The 20,025-nt window shown below is 58.7% G+C and carries 10 protein-coding genes; 5 read left to right on the top strand and 5 right to left on the bottom strand.

Features of this window, described 5'->3' with window-relative positions:
- The gene (locus FRT59_RS02215; RefSeq protein ID WP_034118342.1) at positions 1 to 273 is read right to left on the bottom strand and encodes a type B 50S ribosomal protein L31; all 273 of its coding nucleotides are present in this window, start codon (positions 271 to 273) and stop codon (positions 1 to 3) included.
- Positions 274 to 454: 181 nt separating this feature from the next.
- Positions 455 to 1,330 (bottom strand): hypothetical protein, encoded by an 876-nt coding sequence (locus tag FRT59_RS02210; protein WP_233094145.1) that lies wholly within the window; start codon positions 1,328 to 1,330, stop codon positions 455 to 457.
- Positions 1,331 to 1,589: 259 nt separating this feature from the next.
- On the opposite strand from FRT59_RS02210, the gene FRT59_RS02205 reads away from it, so the two are divergent.
- The 4 genes from FRT59_RS02205 (at position 1,590) to FRT59_RS02190 (ending at position 5,392) form a co-directional block, all read left to right on the top strand.
- Complete coding sequence (locus FRT59_RS02205) at positions 1,590 to 3,209, top strand: FMN-binding glutamate synthase family protein (RefSeq protein ID WP_153870295.1); 1,620 nt, start codon at positions 1,590 to 1,592, stop codon at positions 3,207 to 3,209.
- Positions 3,210 to 3,224: 15 nt separating this feature from the next.
- On the top strand, positions 3,225 to 3,509 hold the full coding sequence (locus tag FRT59_RS02200) for a putative quinol monooxygenase (RefSeq protein ID WP_153870294.1): 285 nt from the start codon (positions 3,225 to 3,227) through the stop codon (positions 3,507 to 3,509).
- Positions 3,510 to 3,570: 61 nt separating this feature from the next.
- The gene (locus FRT59_RS02195) at positions 3,571 to 3,867 is read left to right on the top strand and encodes a cupin domain-containing protein (RefSeq protein ID WP_153870293.1); all 297 of its coding nucleotides are present in this window, start codon (positions 3,571 to 3,573) and stop codon (positions 3,865 to 3,867) included.
- Positions 3,868 to 4,267: 400 nt separating this feature from the next.
- Positions 4,268 to 5,392, top strand: a complete 1,125-nt coding sequence (locus tag FRT59_RS02190) for an OpgC family protein (protein ID WP_153870292.1) — start codon at positions 4,268 to 4,270, stop codon at positions 5,390 to 5,392.
- Positions 5,393 to 5,444: 52 nt separating this feature from the next.
- Here FRT59_RS02190 and FRT59_RS02185 read toward each other — a convergent pair whose 3' ends face one another.
- The 3 genes from FRT59_RS02185 to FRT59_RS02175 all read right to left on the bottom strand — a co-directional run bounded on the left by FRT59_RS02185 (position 5,445) and on the right by FRT59_RS02175 (position 14,500).
- Positions 5,445 to 10,523 carry a dermonecrotic toxin domain-containing protein gene (locus tag FRT59_RS02185; RefSeq protein ID WP_153870291.1) on the bottom strand — a complete coding sequence of 1,693 codons (5,079 nt, stop codon included), beginning with the start codon at positions 10,521 to 10,523 and terminating at the stop codon, positions 5,445 to 5,447.
- A 226-nt stretch (positions 10,524 to 10,749) separates the two neighbouring features.
- Positions 10,750 to 12,774, bottom strand: coding sequence for a M3 family metallopeptidase (locus FRT59_RS02180; protein ID WP_153870290.1), 2,025 nt, complete (start codon positions 12,772 to 12,774; stop codon positions 10,750 to 10,752).
- 304 nt (positions 12,775 to 13,078) lie between these two features.
- Complete coding sequence (locus FRT59_RS02175) at positions 13,079 to 14,500, bottom strand: amino acid permease (RefSeq protein ID WP_034118305.1); 1,422 nt, start codon at positions 14,498 to 14,500, stop codon at positions 13,079 to 13,081.
- A gap of 461 nt (positions 14,501 to 14,961) precedes the next feature.
- On the opposite strand from FRT59_RS02175, the gene FRT59_RS02170 reads away from it, so the two are divergent.
- Positions 14,962 to 19,974, top strand: coding sequence for a hypothetical protein (locus FRT59_RS02170; protein WP_153870289.1), 5,013 nt, complete (start codon positions 14,962 to 14,964; stop codon positions 19,972 to 19,974).
- The last annotated feature ends 51 nt before the right edge of the window (positions 19,975 to 20,025 follow it).

Here is a 20,025-nt window from a genome sequence, read left to right as displayed (position 1 = left end):
TCAGGCCTCGGCTTTTTTCGGATTCGAGCCAAACGAAGCGAAACGCTTGTTGAAGCCGGCAATCCGGCCTTCGGCCTGGGTCTTGCGCTGCTGGCCGGTGTAGATGGGGTGCGACGCGCTGGAAACGTCCAGCGGGATGTAGGGATAGGTGTTGCCGTCACTGTGTGTGTGGGTGCGGTCACTGTCGGCGGTGGAGCCGATCAGGAAGAACACATCGGCAGCGGTGTCGTGGAACAGCACGGTGCGGTAGTCGGGATGGATACCAGGTTTCATAGAGCCTCCGAGGCATCTGGGCGCGTTTGATTTGTTATACAGTAACACAAACAAATGCACTCAAACGAGAACCGATTGCAATAAGAACAGACTGCAAGGTTCTATGGGTTTTCTGGAAGTCCATTTCCAGGGAGCCAAGCCTCTCTTCTGCTTGAGCTCCAACCGTCTTGACCAAACTGACTTAACTGCCGCCCGTATTCAATGCTGACTTGACCACCTGCGGCGTGGCCTCGTTGTTCTTCACGGCATTGGCATACCCTTTAAGGACACCCAAAATATCCCCCCGCTTGGCACTGGCGAGTGCGTGATCAAAACCGTCAACCCGAGTCTTGTCAAAACCTGCCTTGGCCCCCTTGATAGCTCCGACCAACCCCGAATCCGAGTCGCCGATGCCCAGGAGAATATTGCTGAGCCCCGGGATAAACCAGGTTCTTTTTCCGGCCTCACCGGAGGCCCACTGTAGGTTGTCTTTGTTGGTACCGTCGCCCCTGACATGACTATCGTTAGTCGCATCCAGGCGGTGATCGTCCCGTAGGGCTGTATAACCCTGCTCCGTAAAGTCCTTCCACATGCCTGCCGGCGTACCGCGCCGGGCATCACCGCTACTGGTAATGCCTTCAAGGTCGCCATTGTCGTGGGCTTTGCCACGATGTTCACCGTTAGCCGATAAGGACGTATCAATGTAGTTGAGCACCCGCGCGGCGTTGAATGCGGCATCGGCTCGTGCCTGCGGGTCTTTGTTGTTGCTCGTCCAATCCCCCACCATCAGGTAGGCCGATTTACGATTGATATCTTTCTGATGACCCAGGTTTTTGAGGATCGGATTGTCCTCGATGATTTGTTCAGCGGTACGGGTATCCCCCGGAGGCCGGCCCGTGGCGAATTCCGGTTTTCGCCGCACATCCTGTTCGGGCTTCTCGATACCTTCCATCAGTTTGTGCTCTTGGGCGATCTGCGCACGCTGTGAGTCGGTCAACGCACTTTTATTCCAGTCGGGTTGGGGAGCTGCAACCATCCAGGAACCCGGGGCATTATTCAGATTGCTCGATATAGTCATTCGCAAGTCACTCGTTCCAGTCGGTATAAATCCCTCTTCAGAAAAGCGTCCTTGGCCTCGCGGCGATCCGGTCATAACCAGATGCTCAGTTATTGGAGATTTTGTAGCGATAAGTTCCTCTATGATGCTGATGCATATTTTTTCTTGACAGCGACTGATACGCACAAACCAGCGACCGGAAGATCAATCCTTGTCCGTGCTTTATCGACAGGCGCAGAATGGGCAATCGACCTTCAGAGTTGAAACCAAGGAAAACCGTATGAGCCTGTCTTTGTTAAGCCGTTACGCCTTCTTTGCCGTGTGCGTCATTTTCACCCTCGCCAGCCTCCCCTTTATCGAACATGAATGGCTGTGGCCCATCACCCTGGTCACCGGCATCCTCAGCCTGATCGGCATTTTCGACCTGCTGCAAAGCCCCCATGCGGTGCGCCGCAACTACCCGATCCTGGGCAATATCCGTTACCTGGTGGAAGGCATTCGTCCGGAAATCCGCCAATACCTGTTGGAGTCCGACAGCGACGCCCTGCCCTTCTCCCGGGCCCAGCGTTCGCTGGTTTATTCCCGCGCCAAGAACGAAACCGCCGACAAACCCTTCGGCACCTTGATCGACGTGTACCAGTCGGGCTTCGAATTTATCGGCCACTCCATGCGCCCGGCGCCGTTGAGTGACCCGAGCGCATTTCGCGTGATGGTCGGTGGCCCACAGTGCACGCAGCCGTACTCGGCATCGGTGTTCAATATCTCGGCCATGAGCTTCGGCTCGTTGAGCGCCAACGCGATTCGCGCCCTCAACCAAGGCGCCAAGCTCGGCAACTTTGCCCACGATACCGGCGAAGGCAGCATCAGCCCCTACCACCGGGAAAACGGTGGCGACCTGACCTGGGAACTGGGCAGCGGCTATTTTGGCTGCCGCACCAGCGACGGCCGTTTCGACCCGGAACGCTTCGCCGTGCAGGCACAGAACCCGCAAGTGCGCATGATCGAAATCAAGATGAGCCAGGGCGCCAAACCCGGCCATGGCGGGATTCTGCCCAAGCACAAAGTCACCCAGGAAATCGCCGACACCCGCGGCATCATGATGGGCGAAGACTGCATCTCGCCATCGCGCCACAGTGCGTTTTCCACGCCTATCGAGTTGATGCAGTTCATTGCCCAGTTGCGCGAACTGTCCGGCGGCAAACCGGTGGGCTTCAAGTTTTGCCTGGGCCACCCATGGGAGTTCATGGGCATCGCCAAGGCCATGCTCGAAACCGGCATTCTCCCGGACTTTATCGTCGTCGATGGCAAGGAAGGCGGCACCGGCGCGGCACCCGTGGAGTTCACCGACCATATCGGCGTGCCGCTGCGTGAAGGCCTGCTGTTCGTGCACAACACCCTGGTCGGCCTGAACCTGCGTGACAATATCAAGCTCGGCGCCAGCGGCAAGATCGTCAGCGCCTTCGACATCGCCAGCGTGTTGGCCATCGGCGCCGACTGGGCCAACTCGGCGCGCGGCTTCATGTTCGCCATCGGCTGCATTCAGTCGCAAAGCTGCCACACCAACAAATGCCCGACCGGCGTCGCCACCCAGGATCCGCTGCGCCAACGCGCACTGGTGGTGCCCGACAAAGCCCAGCGCGTATTCAACTTCCACCGCAACACGCTTCACGCCCTGGCCGAAATGCTCGCCGCCGCTGGCCTGGATCATCCATCGCAGCTGTCGGCCAAGCATTTGGTGCGGCGTATGTCGGCGACCGAGATCAAGCTGTTTTCACAGTTGCATGTGTTCTTGAAGCCCGGTGAATTGCTAACGGGTGAAGTGAATGGCGAGTTCTATTCGCGCATGTGGCAGATGGCCCGGGCGGACAGTTTTGAGCCGCATGAAAGCGCTGCGGCTTAAATAAGGACGCCTGCCATGCTGAAGGTCATCGCCGAAGATTTCATCCAGCCCGAACACCTGGACACCGTGCGCCCGTGGTACGCCGAGCTGGTGGAAAAAACCCGGCTGGAACCGCTGTGTCTCGCCTACGATTTATTTGTCGATCAGAAAGACCCCGGGCACTTCATTTTCGTTGAGCAGTGGCCCGATCAGGCGGCGCTGGATGCACACTGCCAGACGGAACACTTCACCCGGCTGGTGCCACAGATCAACGCGCATCAGGCCAAGCCCTGCCGGGTGTTGTTAATGGACGCTTTCTGAACATAGCCACTGCCCGCTGAGCCAGACCAGCGACGGCATCACTGAAACCAAGGAGGTTCACATGCCGTTATTGGACTTCACCGCCATAGCCGCGCATCTGCCGCAGAGCTGGCAATCCACAAGCCTGGGCCAGGTCGGCCCGGCGCGGATCAAGGTGTTGCGCATGGATGGGCGTGCGTATGAAGAAGAAACCCACGATTACAACGAAGGGCTTTTGGTGGTCAGCGGCCTGTTGCGCTTGAGCATCGACGATAAAGAAATCTGTGTGAATGCCGGCCAGATGTACCTTGTAGAAGCCGGTACTGCTCATGCCGTACTGCCCGGTAGCAAAGGCGCGTTGGTCATCATTGATGTCTAGGGGGCGTTCTCAATTAGTTTCCCCACCGCGTTGTCGCCTTAAAGCGGGCCAGGCAAGGCGCAGGCCGCTGGGAATGGTTGTTCCCTTTCCAAGGCCTGCAACGCAGCATGGCCCGCTTTAAGGCACAACCCGAAGGGCCGGGCCTGCTGCTGTGCAGGGCTGCGTTGCTCGAAGCTTATTTGGAATGACCAAACCACGCTTCTCGCGCCTTGCCCTGCACAGCAGCAGACCCGGCGCGGGGGGGAAACTAATTGAGAACGCCCCCTAGAGACATTCAGTAATATCCAGCCTTTGCAATTGCTTACAAATACCGCCAACCTGCGCCCGCCCGACGTGCGGCGTGCGAAATGCCGTGCGCTCGCCGGTCATCACCCAACAACTTGTTCAAGAGCCCGCTGCCATGCTGAACGGACGCGACCCGCGCATCGATTTTTTTCGGGGCCTGGCGTTGATCTTCATTTTCTGGGATCACGTCCCCCACAACCCTCTGGGTCTGATCACCTTGCGTAACTTCGGCTTCAGCGATGCGGCGGAAGTGTTCGTGTTTCTCGCCGGGTTCGCCTCGGTGCTGGCCTACGGCAAGGTCATGCAGCGCGAAGGCTACTGGATGGCCTGCCTGAAGATCCTGCGGCGCACCTGGGTGTTGTACGTGGTGCATATCTTCCTGCTGGCGATGTTGATGGGCATCGTGTTCTTCGCCAACAGCCATGTGGAAACCCGCGACCTGGTGGCCGAGATGGGCCTGACGCACTTTGTCACCCATCCACAACAGGCGCTGACCGATGAGCTGCTGTTGCGCTTCAAGCCCAACCTGATGGACCCGTTGCCGCTGTACATCGTCTTGCTGGCCGGTTTGTCCGTGGTGCTGCCGCTGATGGTCCGCGCCACCTGGGCGGTGGTGGGCGTCTCGCTGGTGGTGTACCTGATGGCGCCGTGGATGGGTTGGAACCTGCGGGCCATTGCCGATGGCGTGTGGTATTTCAACCCCGTCACCTGGCAGTTGCTGTTTGTGCTGGGGGGCGCCGCCGCGATCTACAGCCAGCGGCCCAGAGCCCCCGAGACGCGGCCCTTGCTGCGCCAACCGCTGTTTGTCGCGGCGCTGGTATATGTGCTGGTCGCCGGTGTGATCACGCTGTCGTGGCTCTGGCCTGAGGTTCATGACGCGGTGATGCCCGCAACCGTCATCAACTGGCTGTACCCGATCAGCAAGACCGACCTGTCGCCGGTACGTTTGCTGCACTTCCTGGCGCTGGCCTATGTCACCGCCAAACTGTTGCCGGGCAGCACGTGGACACAAAACTGGCCGGCACAGCAAACCTGCCGGATGGGACGTTATTCGCTGGAAGTGTTCTGCCTGGGGGTGCTGCTGGCGCCATTGGCGGATATGGTCAACGCCCTGGCCGGTGATGCCTTCTCCATGCAGATATTCACCGCGCTGGTGGGGGCCGGCCTGATGGCGTTGCTGGCCGCGTGGCTGGAGTTCAACAAGCGACTGGCCCAACCCAAGCAGGCCAGCCCAGCCTGAGGATGTCGCCATGCCCTGACGGAGCATGGCGTTAGGCGATGAGTCTCTGCGATCAGGGCGAATCGCTGGTTGGACTCACAGGGATCTCTTTTCGACGTCCCAATTGTGCAATCAAGTAGGCGACGGAGTCGGCATTGTTAAGCACCGTAATGATGCGTTTAAGCGGATCGGTTCGGAACACTCGTCGGGCATCGCTGAGGGTTTGCGTTCCCGTAGCGGCGAGCAGCCTGTTGAAAATAGGCTCCGTTGACGTGCCCAGGCTCGGATCAGACTTCAGACCGGTGGCGATGTCCACCACCTGAAACAGCTCCTGAACCGGGGTGGTGAGCGACAGCCTTGAAAGCTGGCGGTTTTCCAACACTGTCTTAGTGCTATTGCCGTCAGGGGTTTGAGGGTCGATCAAGTCATGGAAGGGATGGGTGGAGTGCACATAAGCCAAGTCCAACGTCTCACCGACGTGATGAGAGATCTCATGAATGAGGGTAGTCGCACGCGCATGGACGTTGACATAGAACGGCTTTATCAACAAATGACTGTATTTCAGACCTGGGCTGAAAAATGCCTCGGTCAAATACACCAGTTGCAGGGGGTCGGGAACAATCGTAAAGGCCATCACCTTGTAGGCGCCCGTGAGTGCCGGCATCCGCGAGCGGCCGATGACAAATCGCGTTGAGTCCGGGGAGGTCAGTGACGGTTCCATCAACGCACTGCAGACCTTATCGACGACCTCCTGGATTTTTTCAAGGTGTACGTCCTCAAGGGTCTGCAAACCGAAAAACGTTTTGATTTGGCTAACGAGTTCAGGCGCGGCAAGGGGCGTGCGTACGAGCAGGCGCACGTTTTCCTGGGCGTTCCTTGCATAGAACGTAGCCAACGCCAGGGCCTCGGTGATCATCAACGATTCTTGCGCGTAAAGCGCTCGAATATCGCGCATGCCGATGGCCAATATATTCATATTGGGCCGCGCAAAGGGCTCGGAGTAAAAGCGGTTGGTCAATCGTGCAACCGCTCTACGGCTCGTCAGCAACGGGTCACTGCTGCTGAGCATCCACTGTTGCCGTGGGTTGCTTTGCACCAAAGGGCCGACTTCTCGATTGCCGGTGATGTGCCAACCCAACCCGTGTTTGATGACCTGAAACACCTTCCCTGCCACTGCCGCGTAGTAGTGGTCAGAGGCGGATCGGTAAAGGTTAAGCGTGGTGTCTTTGATCAGGCTGGCCAAGGTCGGCTCAAGCACTTCGAACCGTTGTAGCCGGGTGCGCGGCGCAGCCGTTATGTCGAGCGCGGGCCAGGACACCACAGAGGTCGCAGGTGTAGAAGGCGCTGATACCGGGGGGACGCTGCTCGCTGACACCGAAGGCATAGCACGGCGTAAACCGGCCATCAGTGCGACACCGCCGATGAAATGACCAAGTGCCTCATGCCACTGGTGGCTTTGCAGTTCTTCAGCAGAGGCTTTGAACAGTTTATAGCTCTGCCAGACGATCAACGGATAAGCCAATTTGCCGGCATAAAACACAAGTGCCTCATGCACGCCGTCTGCAAATACCGCCTTGGCCGTATCCCACGCGGGGCCTGCATTGGCGATTTTCTGGCAGCCCAACAGCGTCGTCAGCAGCTCGACGTTATCGGTGAACAACTGCTTGAACAGCGGAGCACTGATAGGGGTGCTTGCCAATTGGACGAGGGTGCCAGCTTGAGGTTGCTCCAGTGCGCTTGTCAGTGCCGCATGGTCAACGCCCGGGACCACCTGCCGAACCCAACCCTGTAAGGTGCCGGATGCTGTCAGCTCAGCGCGCAGTGCGGCCTCACCGGTATATTCCTTCAGGGTGTAGCCTGGACTATAGGGGGCATACAGGACGTGAGGCCCCTCGTCACCCGAGGCTGGACTGATCAAGTAAGTCCCAGGGATCTTGATCGTTTTCTTGCCGGCATCGATCAGCAGTTCCAAAGGGCGGATCATGGCGCTGGCGTCTACCACGGTCGCCCGGGCGGTAGCATCCGGCATATCCATGATTTGTTGAATGAGCCCGAAGGCCGCCGGTGAAAGCTGGCCTTGCAACGTCAAGCTGTGAGCGTATTGCATCAGTTGCCAGGGCAGTTGCCTGGCGAATCGCGTTGAGCGCTGCACAAAGTCCGAACTGGCAGGGCCCAGAAGGGATTTGATGTACGTTTGATAAGCCACGTTGATGTTCAACGCCTGTATCCGTGTTTTCAGCGTTTGCGCATCCATGGTGTCAGGCAACCGCGTTGTGCCGGTGCTGGCGAAGAGTGGAATCTCGCCTTTCCAATACGATTGATGACTCAAGGCATAGTCCAGCAGCCCCTGGTTGCGGGCAGGCGTGCTGCCCTCTGCCGGGAGCCCGGCTTCAATGTCATCAGGTGTGACGCTACTCTGCGCATCAAGCTCCTTGAGCAAGGCGCTGAGCTTCTTGCGCGTAAACTTAGCCAGCGAGTCGACGCCATGCAGGTAATCCTGATTGTCGACAACATTGTTTCGATACTGCTCCAACAGTTCGGCATGAAGCTGCTGGTCGACCGCGCTGGCTTGCCCCAACCATTGCGAGCCATGTTGCACGATCATCGCCTGGACCATGTCCTTGGCTCGCCGCAAGTTAGTGGGTGCCAGGTTTTGCGTGACTTGAACCTGCCACAGGTTACGTAACTCTTCGACCGACAGTTTCATGGAGAGGATGTGCTCCAGTTCACGGTCTTTTTGTTGGGCAAAGGTGCGCTGCAAGTGCTCGACGAGGTTGGCTTCGATCAGTTCAAGCGAGCTCAATGCATAGGCCGGATACGCATGCCAATCCGGTTGCCCCAGGTTCTCCAGGAACACCTGTCGTTCGTCCGGGCTGGCCAGGCGTCGATCTACTGCTGCCTTGAAGTGACTCAATGAATCAAAACTTTCCAGTCCCAACGCAGGCGTCCACAACAGCGTGCGCCCGCAATAGTGAGGATCAAGCCCGCCGCGCTCGGTCAGCACGAAGCAGTTACTGAGAGCTTGCGAGGTCGTTTGCCCCAAGGTCGCGACCTTCAAGGCAAATGCGTCAGGACGAAACCCATTGACACTCAGTCGCAGGTCTCTGGCGTAAATGCCGAGTACGGTTAAAAGAACCTCGTAGTCGAGGGGCATTAAAGCGTCGTTCCAGAGCCTGAGTTGCATTTCCGCTGTCAGGCCCATCTCCATGGCTTTTCTCAGCAGGGGCTGGGTGTTGGGGTACACGTTGTGGGTTCTACGCAGATACTGCGTAAAACCGCCGACGGCACTGTCGATCAGCGTATTGAAAGTCGTGACGTCCAAACCCGAGACTTTAGTGGCCGGTTTATCAGGAACCGTTGAGTAGAACTGGGTGTTCGGCGAATCGGTGAGTGGCTCCACTTCGCCACATAAACGCGCCAGAAAATAGTCGACCACACGGCTCGATGACAGCAACTGAGGTTTGTCACTGGCACTCGATGGGCTGCTGTATTGGCGTACCGAGAGGCACGCAGCCTGCAGGTGTGGCGGCTTGATGGCGTGCAGTCTGGTGTTGAGATAGGTAGTGGCGGAGCGCTCCAGCGAGGGGCGCAAGGCAACTTGTTGTTCGATTTCGGCGCTGACATTTTCGAGCAAATGCAGGGTGGTGCGCATTGCAGAGAGCGTTGGCGGAATCCTGGGTTCTGTCGCCGTCGCAGTCCATGTGGCTGCCAACTGGGTACTCCAGCGGCCCATGGGCTCCAGGGTCAATAATGTTTGATCAATCATCACACGCACATCCAGCACATGATCGACCAGGGCGTCGAGATCCATCGTGCCCTGGCTCAGGCGATACTGATCGAGGGCGTATTCAAGGTTACGCCCTTGTTTTTTAATGATGCCCTCCATGACGCTTGGGAAAATGCCCCCGGTGATGGGCGCACAGGTGATGTCGCTGCCCGACAGATCAACTTCGTCAAAGCGTTCCGGCCTGGATAGATGATTTTTCCAGGCCTCGGGATGCTGCCGGGAATTGAGGCTGTCGAGAAGGTGGGTTTTCAGTGCGCCCAGTTCAGTAAACGGGTGCAAGCCATGATGGGGGCTATAGAGCAGCCAGGGCGAGTGATCGCCGCTTTCTGCATGGCTGATGATCAGTGCGCCCGCCAGCTCTGCAGGGGGCTGTTCGGGCGCGTCCAGCAAGGCCTTTTCAGCCTTCAGGATCGGCGTCGGCAGTGTCGCGGCAAGCTCAGCCTTGAGTGGCAGGGCCTGCAGTTGCAGACGTTGCTCGAGCGTAATCGTGGATTGCTGTTGCTGGTCCAGCAACTGCGTGAAAAAAGCCTGGGCCATGGCGTCCGCAAACAGTTGCAGCCGTGAAAGTCCGGTGGCGGCTGGCAGTTCCCAAAAGGCCTTGGGCTGCTGCCTCATGTGTATTTTCAAACCCTGGGCCAGCCCTTGGACTGACACCTCCCAGCGCAGTTGATCCTCGGCCTCCTGAGTGGGCCGTTGTGGATCAAGGACACGCTGGGGGTTGGAGTAGCGTCGAGTTTCACCCGCTGGCCAGCCATTGGCGACGAAATACCGGAGGACGGTTTCGCTCAAGGAGCAGGTGGTCGTGTGTCGGGACGTTGGCGTATCAGATTTGCCTGCTTCGCTGGATGTGTCGATGGCATAACTCAGCACTTGGGTTTGATGCTGGTCGACATCTGGAAAAGCCTGGGCCAATTCAGCGGCAATGTAGTCACCCAGCAGCGAAGTGAAACTGGGCAGCTTGAGCAATTGCTCGCGTATCAGGTTGGCATTTTCAAGTAGGTTGTTGAAGAGGGTGTTGTGCTGTGCTTCGAAGACCGCTCCAGCCACGGTATTTGTGGTGATGGTCATGGGCGTAATGGGTTTTAGCGTGGCTTGCTGGGAAATGGACAGGTAATCAAGCAATGCCTGGCGCTGCACCGGGTCGTTGAGCCAAGTGAGCAGTTGCGTCTTGAGTGTTTCATGGCTTTCCAGCTTTTCCAGACCGCGAGCGGGGGTATAGAGAAAAACCCCACCTTCCGGGGCGGGGCTCATGACAAATGCGCCCGCCATTTCAACCGCGTGCTGGCCGGGCACGTGCAGTTGCAGGGTCTGGACGTGCATCGGCATTTTCTGCGCCTGGCGCAACGCATCGGTGGCCAGGTACACGGCGTCGAGCCAGTCGAGGTCCTTGAGGGTAAAATGGCGTGCGCGTTGGCGGTCGCTCAGTTGCGTGCGGTCGGTTGGGGTTTCGCTGAAAAAATACGCTAGGTTGTCAGTGGCCATCGAGTGCTCTCCCTGCTGGCTGGCTGCAGGGGAAGCAGCCATAAGTGACCTGGGAAAATCACTCTGGCATTTCAAGTTTCAGTCCAGGCACTACATATGCACCAGTGCCTCACACCCCGGTAGAGTGATCGACGCATGGGTGGCCTTCGCCACGAAACAACGCCAGTGAACGCAACAGCGTACGCGTATCCCCCGCCGTGATGAAGGCATCACGGAAGGCCTTGCCGGTATCGGGGTTGAACAGGCCGTCACGTTCAAACCGTTCAAAAGCCTGCCTCGCCAGGACACCGGACCACTTGTAGGAATAGGTTTTGGCCCCAAAGCCACCGACAAACTGTTCGAAACTGTTGAGCGGGCGAGTGCCATCAGGCCACTGTAAATGCCCGACTTCAGCGTTGGCGCTGATGAACACCTCATGAGGTGTACGCCCGTCGCCGTAGGTTCGGTGCAATTCGAAATCGACCAGCCCCGAGAGCAAAACCCTGGCGGTTTCCTGGCTGGTTTGAGTATGTACGAGCCGGTTCATACGGTTGGCCATCTCCTCAGGCAGGGGCTCTCCCGTCTGGAAATGGCCAGAAAGCCAGATCAGGAACGACGGCGTGAAGCAGAACTGCTCCAGCACTTGGCTGACGAATTCCGACGCATCACGGCCCAGTTGATCAATACCTGAAATCGCCCGGTAGGGCGCGCCGGTCAATAGGTGTTGCAGGCAGTGGCCGAACTCATGCAACAAGACCCTGAGTTGCAAGTGATCCAGTAAGCAAGGATGGGCCGCTGTCGGGTTTGGCAACTGGGTACGTAACACCGCCATTGGCGATTCAGGTCGCCCCTCAGCCGTCATTCGGTGGCTGCGCAGACTGGAAGTGAAACCAAGCCCGGGTTCCTCATTGCGCCGATAAGGATCAATGAACAAATGTCCGATCGGCTGCGCGTACTCTCTTAGCTCAAATACCCACACGTCCGGATGCCAGGTATCAACCTCGGTCTGTTCGATCAAATCAACGCCGAAAAGCGTTTTGGTCAACGAACACAAGCGTTGCAGTACTGTGCCCAACGGGAAGTAATTGCGCACTGCCTCCTCGGAGAGGCCCGCCAGATCCTGACGAATTTTTCTAGCGAAATAGTCACAGTCCCAAGGCTTTAGGGCATCGATACCCCGTTGCGCGGCATAGCCTTGCAACTGGTGCGCCTCATGGGAAAACGTCGTGCGTGCCTGCTCGATCTGTTGGTGCATAAATGCAGTGACCTGCTCGGTCGTGTCCGCCATCTGGTCTACCAGCGCCAGTTGGGCGAAGTTGGAATAACCCAGGAGCTGAGCTTTTTGGTGACGGCTATCGAGCAGCACTGTCAGGACCTGTTCGTTGTCATTGGCAATCGCGTCCGGACCGCTATCTACCGCACGGCTGTAGTAGGCAACCATGATCTCCTCACGCAAGGCGCGATGATCGGCGTAGGTCATCACCTCGCGAAAGGACTGACCCGCCAGCGTCAATAACCAGCCTTCCAGGCCGGCTGCCTGAGCCGCAGCCGCCATGCGTGCCTGTGTTGCCTCAGGCAGCCCGCTCAACAACGATTTGTCCTGGATGTGCTTGCGCCATGCGTTGTTCGCATTACTCACGCGGTCCAGGAACGCCTGGCCCAGGATGTCGATGTCTTCGTTTAACGCATTGAGCTGTAGCTGCTGGTCCACTGACAGATCAAGACCGGCCAGGTGGTATCTGCGCAGTATCTTTTGCAGCGCGCTTTGGCGTTGTTCATTGAACAGGGCAGCGATCGGGCTGGCGGCAAGTTGTCGGTGGAGCCGATACAGGTCGAGATTGGCTGCCAGCTCGGCTTTGTACTGTATTGCCAAATCCCGACTGTGCAGTGAAGCCTGCTGCCAGGCCAACCCTTGCGGCACTGAGTCAAGCAGCTTGACGATATGCACGAACCCATCCAGGCGCGCGTCCAGCTCATCCACAGCCAGCACCAGGTCATCCCAGGTGGGAAAAGGTGTCTGGCTGGCAATAATCAAAGCCGTGGCGCTGCGGCACTCGGCAATGACCTGCGTAATGGCGGGCACCAAGTGGTCTGCCTGGATGGCTGAAAAGGGCGGCAGATTATAAGGCAGCAGAAGTGGATTGCTTTGGGGCATGGGTCATTCTTCAAGGTGGCGGTCGGAACAACCAGCCTAAAGAATGAATAAGCAGAGAGAGGAATAGATAGATAGCCGAAGGTTGGGCGGAACCAATAGTGGCCGTTACCCAAATAACGGATATGTACTCGGTCAAAAAACCCAACATCCTGGTCGGCCCTGAGGCCGCCATCGGGAGCAAGCACCCTCGCCACAGGTTCAGCGCAATACCCAAAGTTGTGTAGACACCCAGGGATGGCAACCAGGCAGAAAACGCGGGGCCCGTGAGGCCCCACGTTATTCGTGAACCGGTTGGCTCATTGACTCATCGCTGCTTGAGCGCCGCACCTTCACCGCCGTTGTTCGGTTGCAACCTGAACACGTAGAACAATACCGTCAGCAGCACCAGGAACACCGGGCCTACATACAGCGCAATGCGGGTGTCCGGGAAGTACGCCATCAGGCCCACCACCAGCACCAGGAACGCCAACGCCACGTAGGAGCTGACCGGGTACAGCCACATACGGTACTTGAGGCCAGCCGCCTCGGCCGGGCTCAGGCTTTTGCGGAACTTGAGCTGGGCCAGCAGGATCATCAGCCACGTCCAGATCGCGCCAAAGGTAGCGATCGAGGTCACCCACACAAAGACCTTCTCCGGCACCATGTAGTTGAGCAACACGCCCAACAGCAGCACAAAAATCGACAGCAGCAGCGCCCGACGCGGAACGCCGTTGCTCGAGGTGGTACCGAAGGTCGCCGGTGCCTGGCCATTCTGCGCCAGGCTGTAGAGCATGCGCCCGGTGCTGAAGATGCCGCCGTTGCAGGAGGACAACGCCGCAGTGATCACCACGAAGTTGATGATGCCCGCGGCGGTCTTGATGCCCAGGCGCTCGAAGGTCATCACAAACGGGCTGCCCTGGGTGCCGATTTCATTCCACGGATAGATCGACAGGATCACGAACAGTGCGCCCACATAGAACAGCAGGATGCGCCAGAACACCGAGCCGATGGCGCTGGGGATGGTCTTCTGCGGGTTCTTCGCTTCACCGGCGGTAAGGCCGATCATCTCCACGCCCAGGTAGGCAAACATCACCATTTGCAGGGACATCAATACGCCGGTCACGCCGTTGGGCATAAAGCCGCCGTGGGCCCACAGGTTGGAGATCCCCAGCGCCACGCCATCATTGCCGAAGCCGAACGCGATAATGCCGACACCACCGATGACCATGGCAATGATCGTGACGATCTTGATCAGCGCGAACCAGAACTCGAACTCACCAAACGCCTTGACTGCGATCAGGTTGATGGTGCCCATGCTGACCAACGCCGCCAAGGCCCAGATCCAGCGGGGTACGTCGGGGAACCAGACGCCCATGTACACGGCGACGGCGGTGATTTCCGCCACGCAAGTCACCAGCCACAGGAACCAATAGTTCCAGCCAGTGAGGAAGCCCGCCAAGGGGCCGAGGTAATCCTGGGCGTAGCGACTGAACGAGCCGGCGACAGGGTTATGCACCGCCATTTCGCCGAGCGCGCGCATGATCACCAGGATTGCCAGGCCACCCAGTATGTAGGACAACATGATCGCCGGGCCGGCCATTTCAATGGCCTTGGCCGAGCCAAGGAACAGGCCGACACCGATACAGGCGCCAAGGGCCATCAGGCGAATATGCCGTTCACCGAGTTCGCGTTTGAGCGGGCCGCCTTGAGCGGTCTCGCCATGGGGCAGTGGGTTGCCGACGGGCATGGGGATACAACCTCATCTTGTTATTGGATAAACCACTTGGTCTCACACAGACAGGCCGATAAGCCTGGCTGCGGAGTGAGTCCGAGGCTGTCTCATGGAGAGCCTCGTCTCGTAGGAAAAAACCTACAAGACCAGCGGGGCGTGCAGTATAAAAACCTCAGCGCAGGGTCTTTCACTATAAAAACCCAAAATTCCAGCGGTAATTCGCGGAAAAAACCGGGTTTATGGAGGGGCATTACCTGATTTGTCCCTGAAAGCCGCTGCCCGAAACGGCGGCGAGTATTGCACAGCCTTGGTGCATCGTCATGCCCCTGCCATCGCCTAATTGCCAGTACCGAAGGCTCTGGCACAGGGCTTTCACCCGATAGCGATGCAACCCATGGTGAACGCGGAAAGGTCTCGATGAAGCCTGCTGCCACAACAGGCACCCTCTTTCATCCCCTCCAACGAGACGTTCACGGATGACTGACTTGACCACCCTGCCCTCGCGTCTGCAAGGCGATCGGCAAATGCGGGACACTTTGATCCAGCACCTGCGGGCCGAGCCGCATGCCACCTCGGCGTCGCTCACGGTTCCCGCCCATTGCACCCTCGGCCGCTGGCTCTTGCTGTATCGCCAGGCGCTTGAGCGCCCGTCTTTTCTCGCGTGGGCCGAACAGCAGCGCTTCAAGCCGATGGACGTTAGCGTGCGCAACGGAACATTGCATGCCAACGGCACACCCTTCACCCTGAAAGATGCCAGCGGTTGGCAGCAACTCGCGCCACCGATCCTGGCCATCGTCCAGATCATCGACCCCGATGCGGTCGGCCTGCCTTATCCTGCCGAAAACCTGCAGCTGAGCGCCCGCCAGGTGCTCCGGTTCCATGGCTACCCCCAGCCGACTACCGCTGCCCAGCGCGGTGTGCTGATCGACGCGCTGGGGCGGGCGGCACCTGAGTTGGCGGACGCGTTCAGGCAACTGAATCAGGATCTGCACACCGTAGCCGATGCACTGCACACACAGATCGCCGCAGAGGACGAAGATGAAAACACCTTCAGCCTGTACAGCCTGTATCGCGGCCGTTTCCGACTGAGTTCGAGCTCGTTCTGGGCCGTGACAATGGGCACCGCCAAGACGTTACTCGAAGAGATCACTGAACATCCGCAGTTTCTGGCAGTGGCCCAACGCCGTGAGTTGACACCCGGCCAGTACCAGTTTGACCCTCAGCAACAGTCGATCAGAGGTGTCGCCCTCTCGAGCCTGCCTGTGGAGATCAGCCATGAGCAACTGGCGCCACTGGCTCTGGACGGCCGACTCGAGCGCCTGCAAACCCTCGCCAGCGCCATGGACCTGCCCGTCCACCAGGATGGCAAATTTAGCCTCGCACAACTGCTCGGATTGCATGGCCTGCCCTTGCCGGATAAGCGCGAGGCGGCTTGGGACCTGATGGAGCAACTGCGGCGAAGCGAGCCGGTGGCAGTGCCCCCCGTCAGTGACCTTGCCCATTCCGAGATTGCCTTGCTGCAGTATCAACAACGGCTCGAAACACCCTTGCTCGTGCGCCCCAGCTTGGGTAATTACTGGGAGGCCCTGGGCCTGCCGCATCCGGGCGCACTGACCCTTGGCGCCGAGCAACGCGCCAAAATCATCCACATCACTGCCACCGTTGCCCCCCGACGCATAGGCGGCTTGCTCAACCTGCTGGCCGCCGACCTGACACCCGCACCGCCGGAGCAACAACTGCACCAGTTGCTTGCACGCCCCCGCGCGCAGACGCTCGCCGACCAATTGCTGGGCGCGGTGGGCTGGTTTGGCCACGCCGCCGGTGAACGTACCAGCAACGCCAGCCGTGATGCGCTGGTGCTGGCCGCGCTGATCCTGGATCTCGACCCGCACGCGGCACAGACGCGCTACACCCTCGCGGGCTTGAACCTGAACCACAGCGATTGCCACGGCCATCGCTATCGGGACTTGCGCCGCACACTGGAGTTTCACCTGATCGAAACAGGGGTTACCAACGCCCAACATACGGCGTTGGCCGCGCATCTGTTACTGGCCGGCATCGCGCCGGAGTTTCTGGTACGAGACATTCCCGACTCGCTGTACTTCATGACATCCCACGCCTGGATGCTGTTCAAACAAGGCGTGATGCTGGCAGAAGCACTCGCCTGCGGATCAGCGCGGCAAATGTCGTTCAGCGAAGTCATGGCCCTGGCCACGCAGGCGCCGCATACCGACCAGGAGCGCCTGTGGCGCGAGCATTTCGCCACCTCCACCCTGATCGACTGGGCCATTACCCAGGGTGAGCTGCAACCGGCGCAGGCCTATCGTCCTGAGCAAATCAACAGCGTCAAAGAACGCTTGAGCGCTCGCATAAAGACTTTGGACAGTGCGTCCAGAACGCTGCGCACTAGGCCCACCACGCGTCGCGCCATAGCCTTGGCGGACCTCAAAAGAGTCTTCCCCAACAATCGCCTGCTCAAGAAAAAATGCCTGCAAGAAGGACAGGGCCCGTCGCGACTCCCCTCCCACAGGCCTACGAAGGGCGTAAAGCTCCAGTCGCTGGTGGAGCTGCACATGAGCGGCCACCTGCAACCCCTCGATGACAAATGGCGCTCAACCGAACCCGGGCTCGACCTTGATACCCTGAAAAAAAGCTTCAACCAACTGCGCACTGTCAACGCACTGTTCAGCGAGGCTTCCGGCGCTTACGCTAAACGCCTCAAAAAAGCTTATACCTGTGTCATCCAATACCTATTGGCTCAGTTGCCATTGGCCGACCGCCAGCGCCTTCACCAGAGCACGGTGCAACTGCTGGTGGTGAGGTGGGCAGCCAACAAACCGGAGACCCAGGAGGTAACCGGGGAAAAAATGGCCCGTACCGCTCGGTTCGGCTTCATCCTGCGCTGTACTGCACAAGGCCCCCATCACGACTACGAACTGTTTCCCCTGCTCAATCAGGTGCAACAAAACACCCGGCTTCCCGCCAGCCTGGAACTGGGCGGACGCTCGTTCATAGCCACCACAGGCACGCCGCGCAGCACTCAACCAAAAGCCCATTTGCTGGTGGGCAGCCGTCTGGCGATTGACGAGAATGCCTACTTCGAAGGCAGCCCTCCCACACCAGGCAAATACTGCACCGTGATCGTGGACCGACTCTGGCAGTTCGAAGCCCTTCCAGCCAAGGCCCGGCCCCTGGTGTTCGACTCACCAAGAAACCTCAGCTTGGCGAGCACCATCGTCAAGCAACATTTTTTTCTCGATATCGACGCCTGGGTGGCTCAGGCCAAAGGCATGACCACCCTGGAAGAGCGGGAAAAAAACACCCAACTGGCGTATGAAGCATTGCTGGGTCTCATCCCCTTCTGGACCTGCGGCCACGACCTCGCCTCCGGCGAGATCAAGCGTGTGCTCGATGGTACCCTCGGCTGTTTTTTCGACATGCTTGGCTTGTTCATGCCGACCAAAGGCTTTTTGACCAGCAGCGTAAAGCACCTGGGCAAGCCCGCTCCGGCCTACTTGAAACTGCTGCAACTGACAAAGCTCAGCGCCACCTATCTCAATGAGCTGATCAACCCACTGGAGGCGATACCGTCGCTGGTGCGCCTGACGGCCTATGGCCTGGCTCGGCTGAACCACTCCGGCCAGCGGGCACTGGCGGGCGCACTGCGGCATGCCCAGCAACGGTTTGCCCACAGGACAGCGATTGATTATGCGCGGCTGATCGACCGCCCGGATGTCGGGCCCGGTGTACTCAAACACCCTGAGGGTCTGAGCCACCTGTTGATGATCCGGCGCGCCAACGCCTGGTCTGCCTTCGACCCCTTCAGCGCAAGGCCGTATGGGCCCGCACTGGAAGGTGTGCAGCTGGACACGGCGATAACCGTCACCCCGATCAGCTTGGCCGACGGCTACAAAGCGCGGGTGGCAGAGCGCTTTTTCGAAACGCCACCCTTGCTCATTCCACGCGCCGGCGCCACCGACCTGCTGGATCAGGGCCGCGTATGGCGGTTGGCCCATGACCACTCCAACCATCTGGATGAACTTACGTCAGCGGCGCATGCCAGGCTTGACGACCACTTCGAGACTACCTGCCCGGTGGCTAGAGGTAAGCGCAGCCCAGTGCCTATCGTCTGTTTCACCAAGAAGCTGTATCCGTTCAAAGCCTCGATTCATAAACGTCGAGTGCAGGCGCTCGACCACATTCGCATCCAGCCGGCGCCAGTGATTGATGGCAACAAACGCAAGCTGGTCTATTACCGAAGCGTTCGTGAAGTCAACCCACACTACGATGGCTTTGAACTGACCGAGCAACTCCAACAACCGGCGCTGATCTACCAACAACAGGTCAGCGGCAAACGTATCGACAACGAGCCCCAGTTCGGCTTTCCCGAAGACGACGTGGACACCTTGCTCAGCGAAAAAACCCAGGTGGTGGAACTCGGCGCACTGGTGAACGTGATTCATGACCGAAGAACGCTCCGGGCGCTGAAAATCACGCTACCCAACAGAACAATGCCTTACTGGGTAGCCGAGCCCGATATCGGCGCTTTTTACCGGACAGACGCAACGCCCAGCAGGGCCGACGACACCTTGCAATTCCAGCGCTTGGATTTTAGCCAAGGCGGCGACGATGCAGCCCTGATCAGCGCCTATTGCGACACTAGAATGCAGTTTTTAAGCGCTGGCGGACTGATTCCAGACCAACCACTGGTGACATTGCCGACCCTGGAAGTCCTGTACCGGCAGCTGAGCAAGCGAGGGTTTTCGTCCGAAAAAATCACGCAAATCCGTGCCAAGGCCAGCAGGCTGAGCGTCATCAAACAGCGCGAACTACTGCTGAACACTTCAGACCAAGGCCGGCGCCTGAACTTCAATTTCGCTTCGCAACCGGTCCAGCTGGATATCTGGCCACCTGGCCCCAGTGATCGGCTCCCCCAGTACTATGCCGAGCAAGCCAACGCCAGCACCCAGGCGATGCTGGACAGAACCGGCCTGCGATCCGCCAACGTCCAGGGCGCCACGCCGGATGAAATTCTGCGCCTGCAAGAAACCGAACCTGTGGTGATGTGGGAATACAGCAAGGTCGGCCACCCGAACTACACCGAGGTCATCCTCAAGACCGGTGCCGGCAATTGCGACCAGATGGCCCATGTTGCCTGTGAACTGATTCGCACCAATGGCGGCAACGCCCAGGTGTGGATGTGCCAGGGGCATACCTTTGTGGTGGTCGGCAATATACCCGCCGTCCTGAACACTACCGTTGACTTCCGCGCAGCCGAATGGGCGAACCTGTGGATCAGCGACCCCTGGACTTCGCTGGCGTGCCCGGCGCAGGACTACCTGCGAGAGCTGCGGATAAAAATGCACGTCTGGTACCTGGAGGACAAATCAGTGTTCTTTCATGACGGCGTGAACTATCGCTGGGCTCCGGCCAACAATCGAACCTGGCTGGGCTTTCTGGAGAACAGCGTTAAATTTCCGCGGCCATGAGCACAAATCCATCCGATCTGGCGCCCAACGTCTACGCTTGAAACAAGTCCG

This window comes from Pseudomonas haemolytica, from assembly GCF_009659625.1.
Classification (GTDB): domain Bacteria; phylum Pseudomonadota; class Gammaproteobacteria; order Pseudomonadales; family Pseudomonadaceae; genus Aquipseudomonas; species Aquipseudomonas haemolytica.
This window is presented reverse-complemented; position numbering and strand designations above follow the sequence as displayed.

Bases quoted from the DNA above. Each gene is read 5' to 3' on its own strand.
- FRT59_RS02180 (WP_153870290.1), bottom strand. From the start codon at position 12,774: ATGCCCCAAAGCAATCCACTTCTGCTGCCTTATAATCTGCCGCCCTTT.
- FRT59_RS02175 (WP_034118305.1), bottom strand. From the start codon at position 14,500: ATGCCCGTCGGCAACCCACTGCCCCATGGCGAGACCGCTCAAGGCGGC.
- FRT59_RS02205 (WP_153870295.1), top strand. From the start codon at position 1,590: ATGAGCCTGTCTTTGTTAAGCCGTTACGCCTTCTTTGCCGTGTGCGTC.
- FRT59_RS02170 (WP_153870289.1), top strand. From the start codon at position 14,962: ATGACTGACTTGACCACCCTGCCCTCGCGTCTGCAAGGCGATCGGCAA.
- FRT59_RS02190 (WP_153870292.1), top strand. From the start codon at position 4,268: ATGCTGAACGGACGCGACCCGCGCATCGATTTTTTTCGGGGCCTGGCG.
- FRT59_RS02210 (WP_233094145.1), bottom strand. From the start codon at position 1,330: ATGACTATATCGAGCAATCTGAATAATGCCCCGGGTTCCTGGATGGTT.
- FRT59_RS02195 (WP_153870293.1), top strand. From the start codon at position 3,571: ATGCCGTTATTGGACTTCACCGCCATAGCCGCGCATCTGCCGCAGAGC.
- FRT59_RS02200 (WP_153870294.1), top strand. From the start codon at position 3,225: ATGCTGAAGGTCATCGCCGAAGATTTCATCCAGCCCGAACACCTGGAC.
- FRT59_RS02215 (WP_034118342.1), bottom strand. From the start codon at position 273: ATGAAACCTGGTATCCATCCCGACTACCGCACCGTGCTGTTCCACGAC.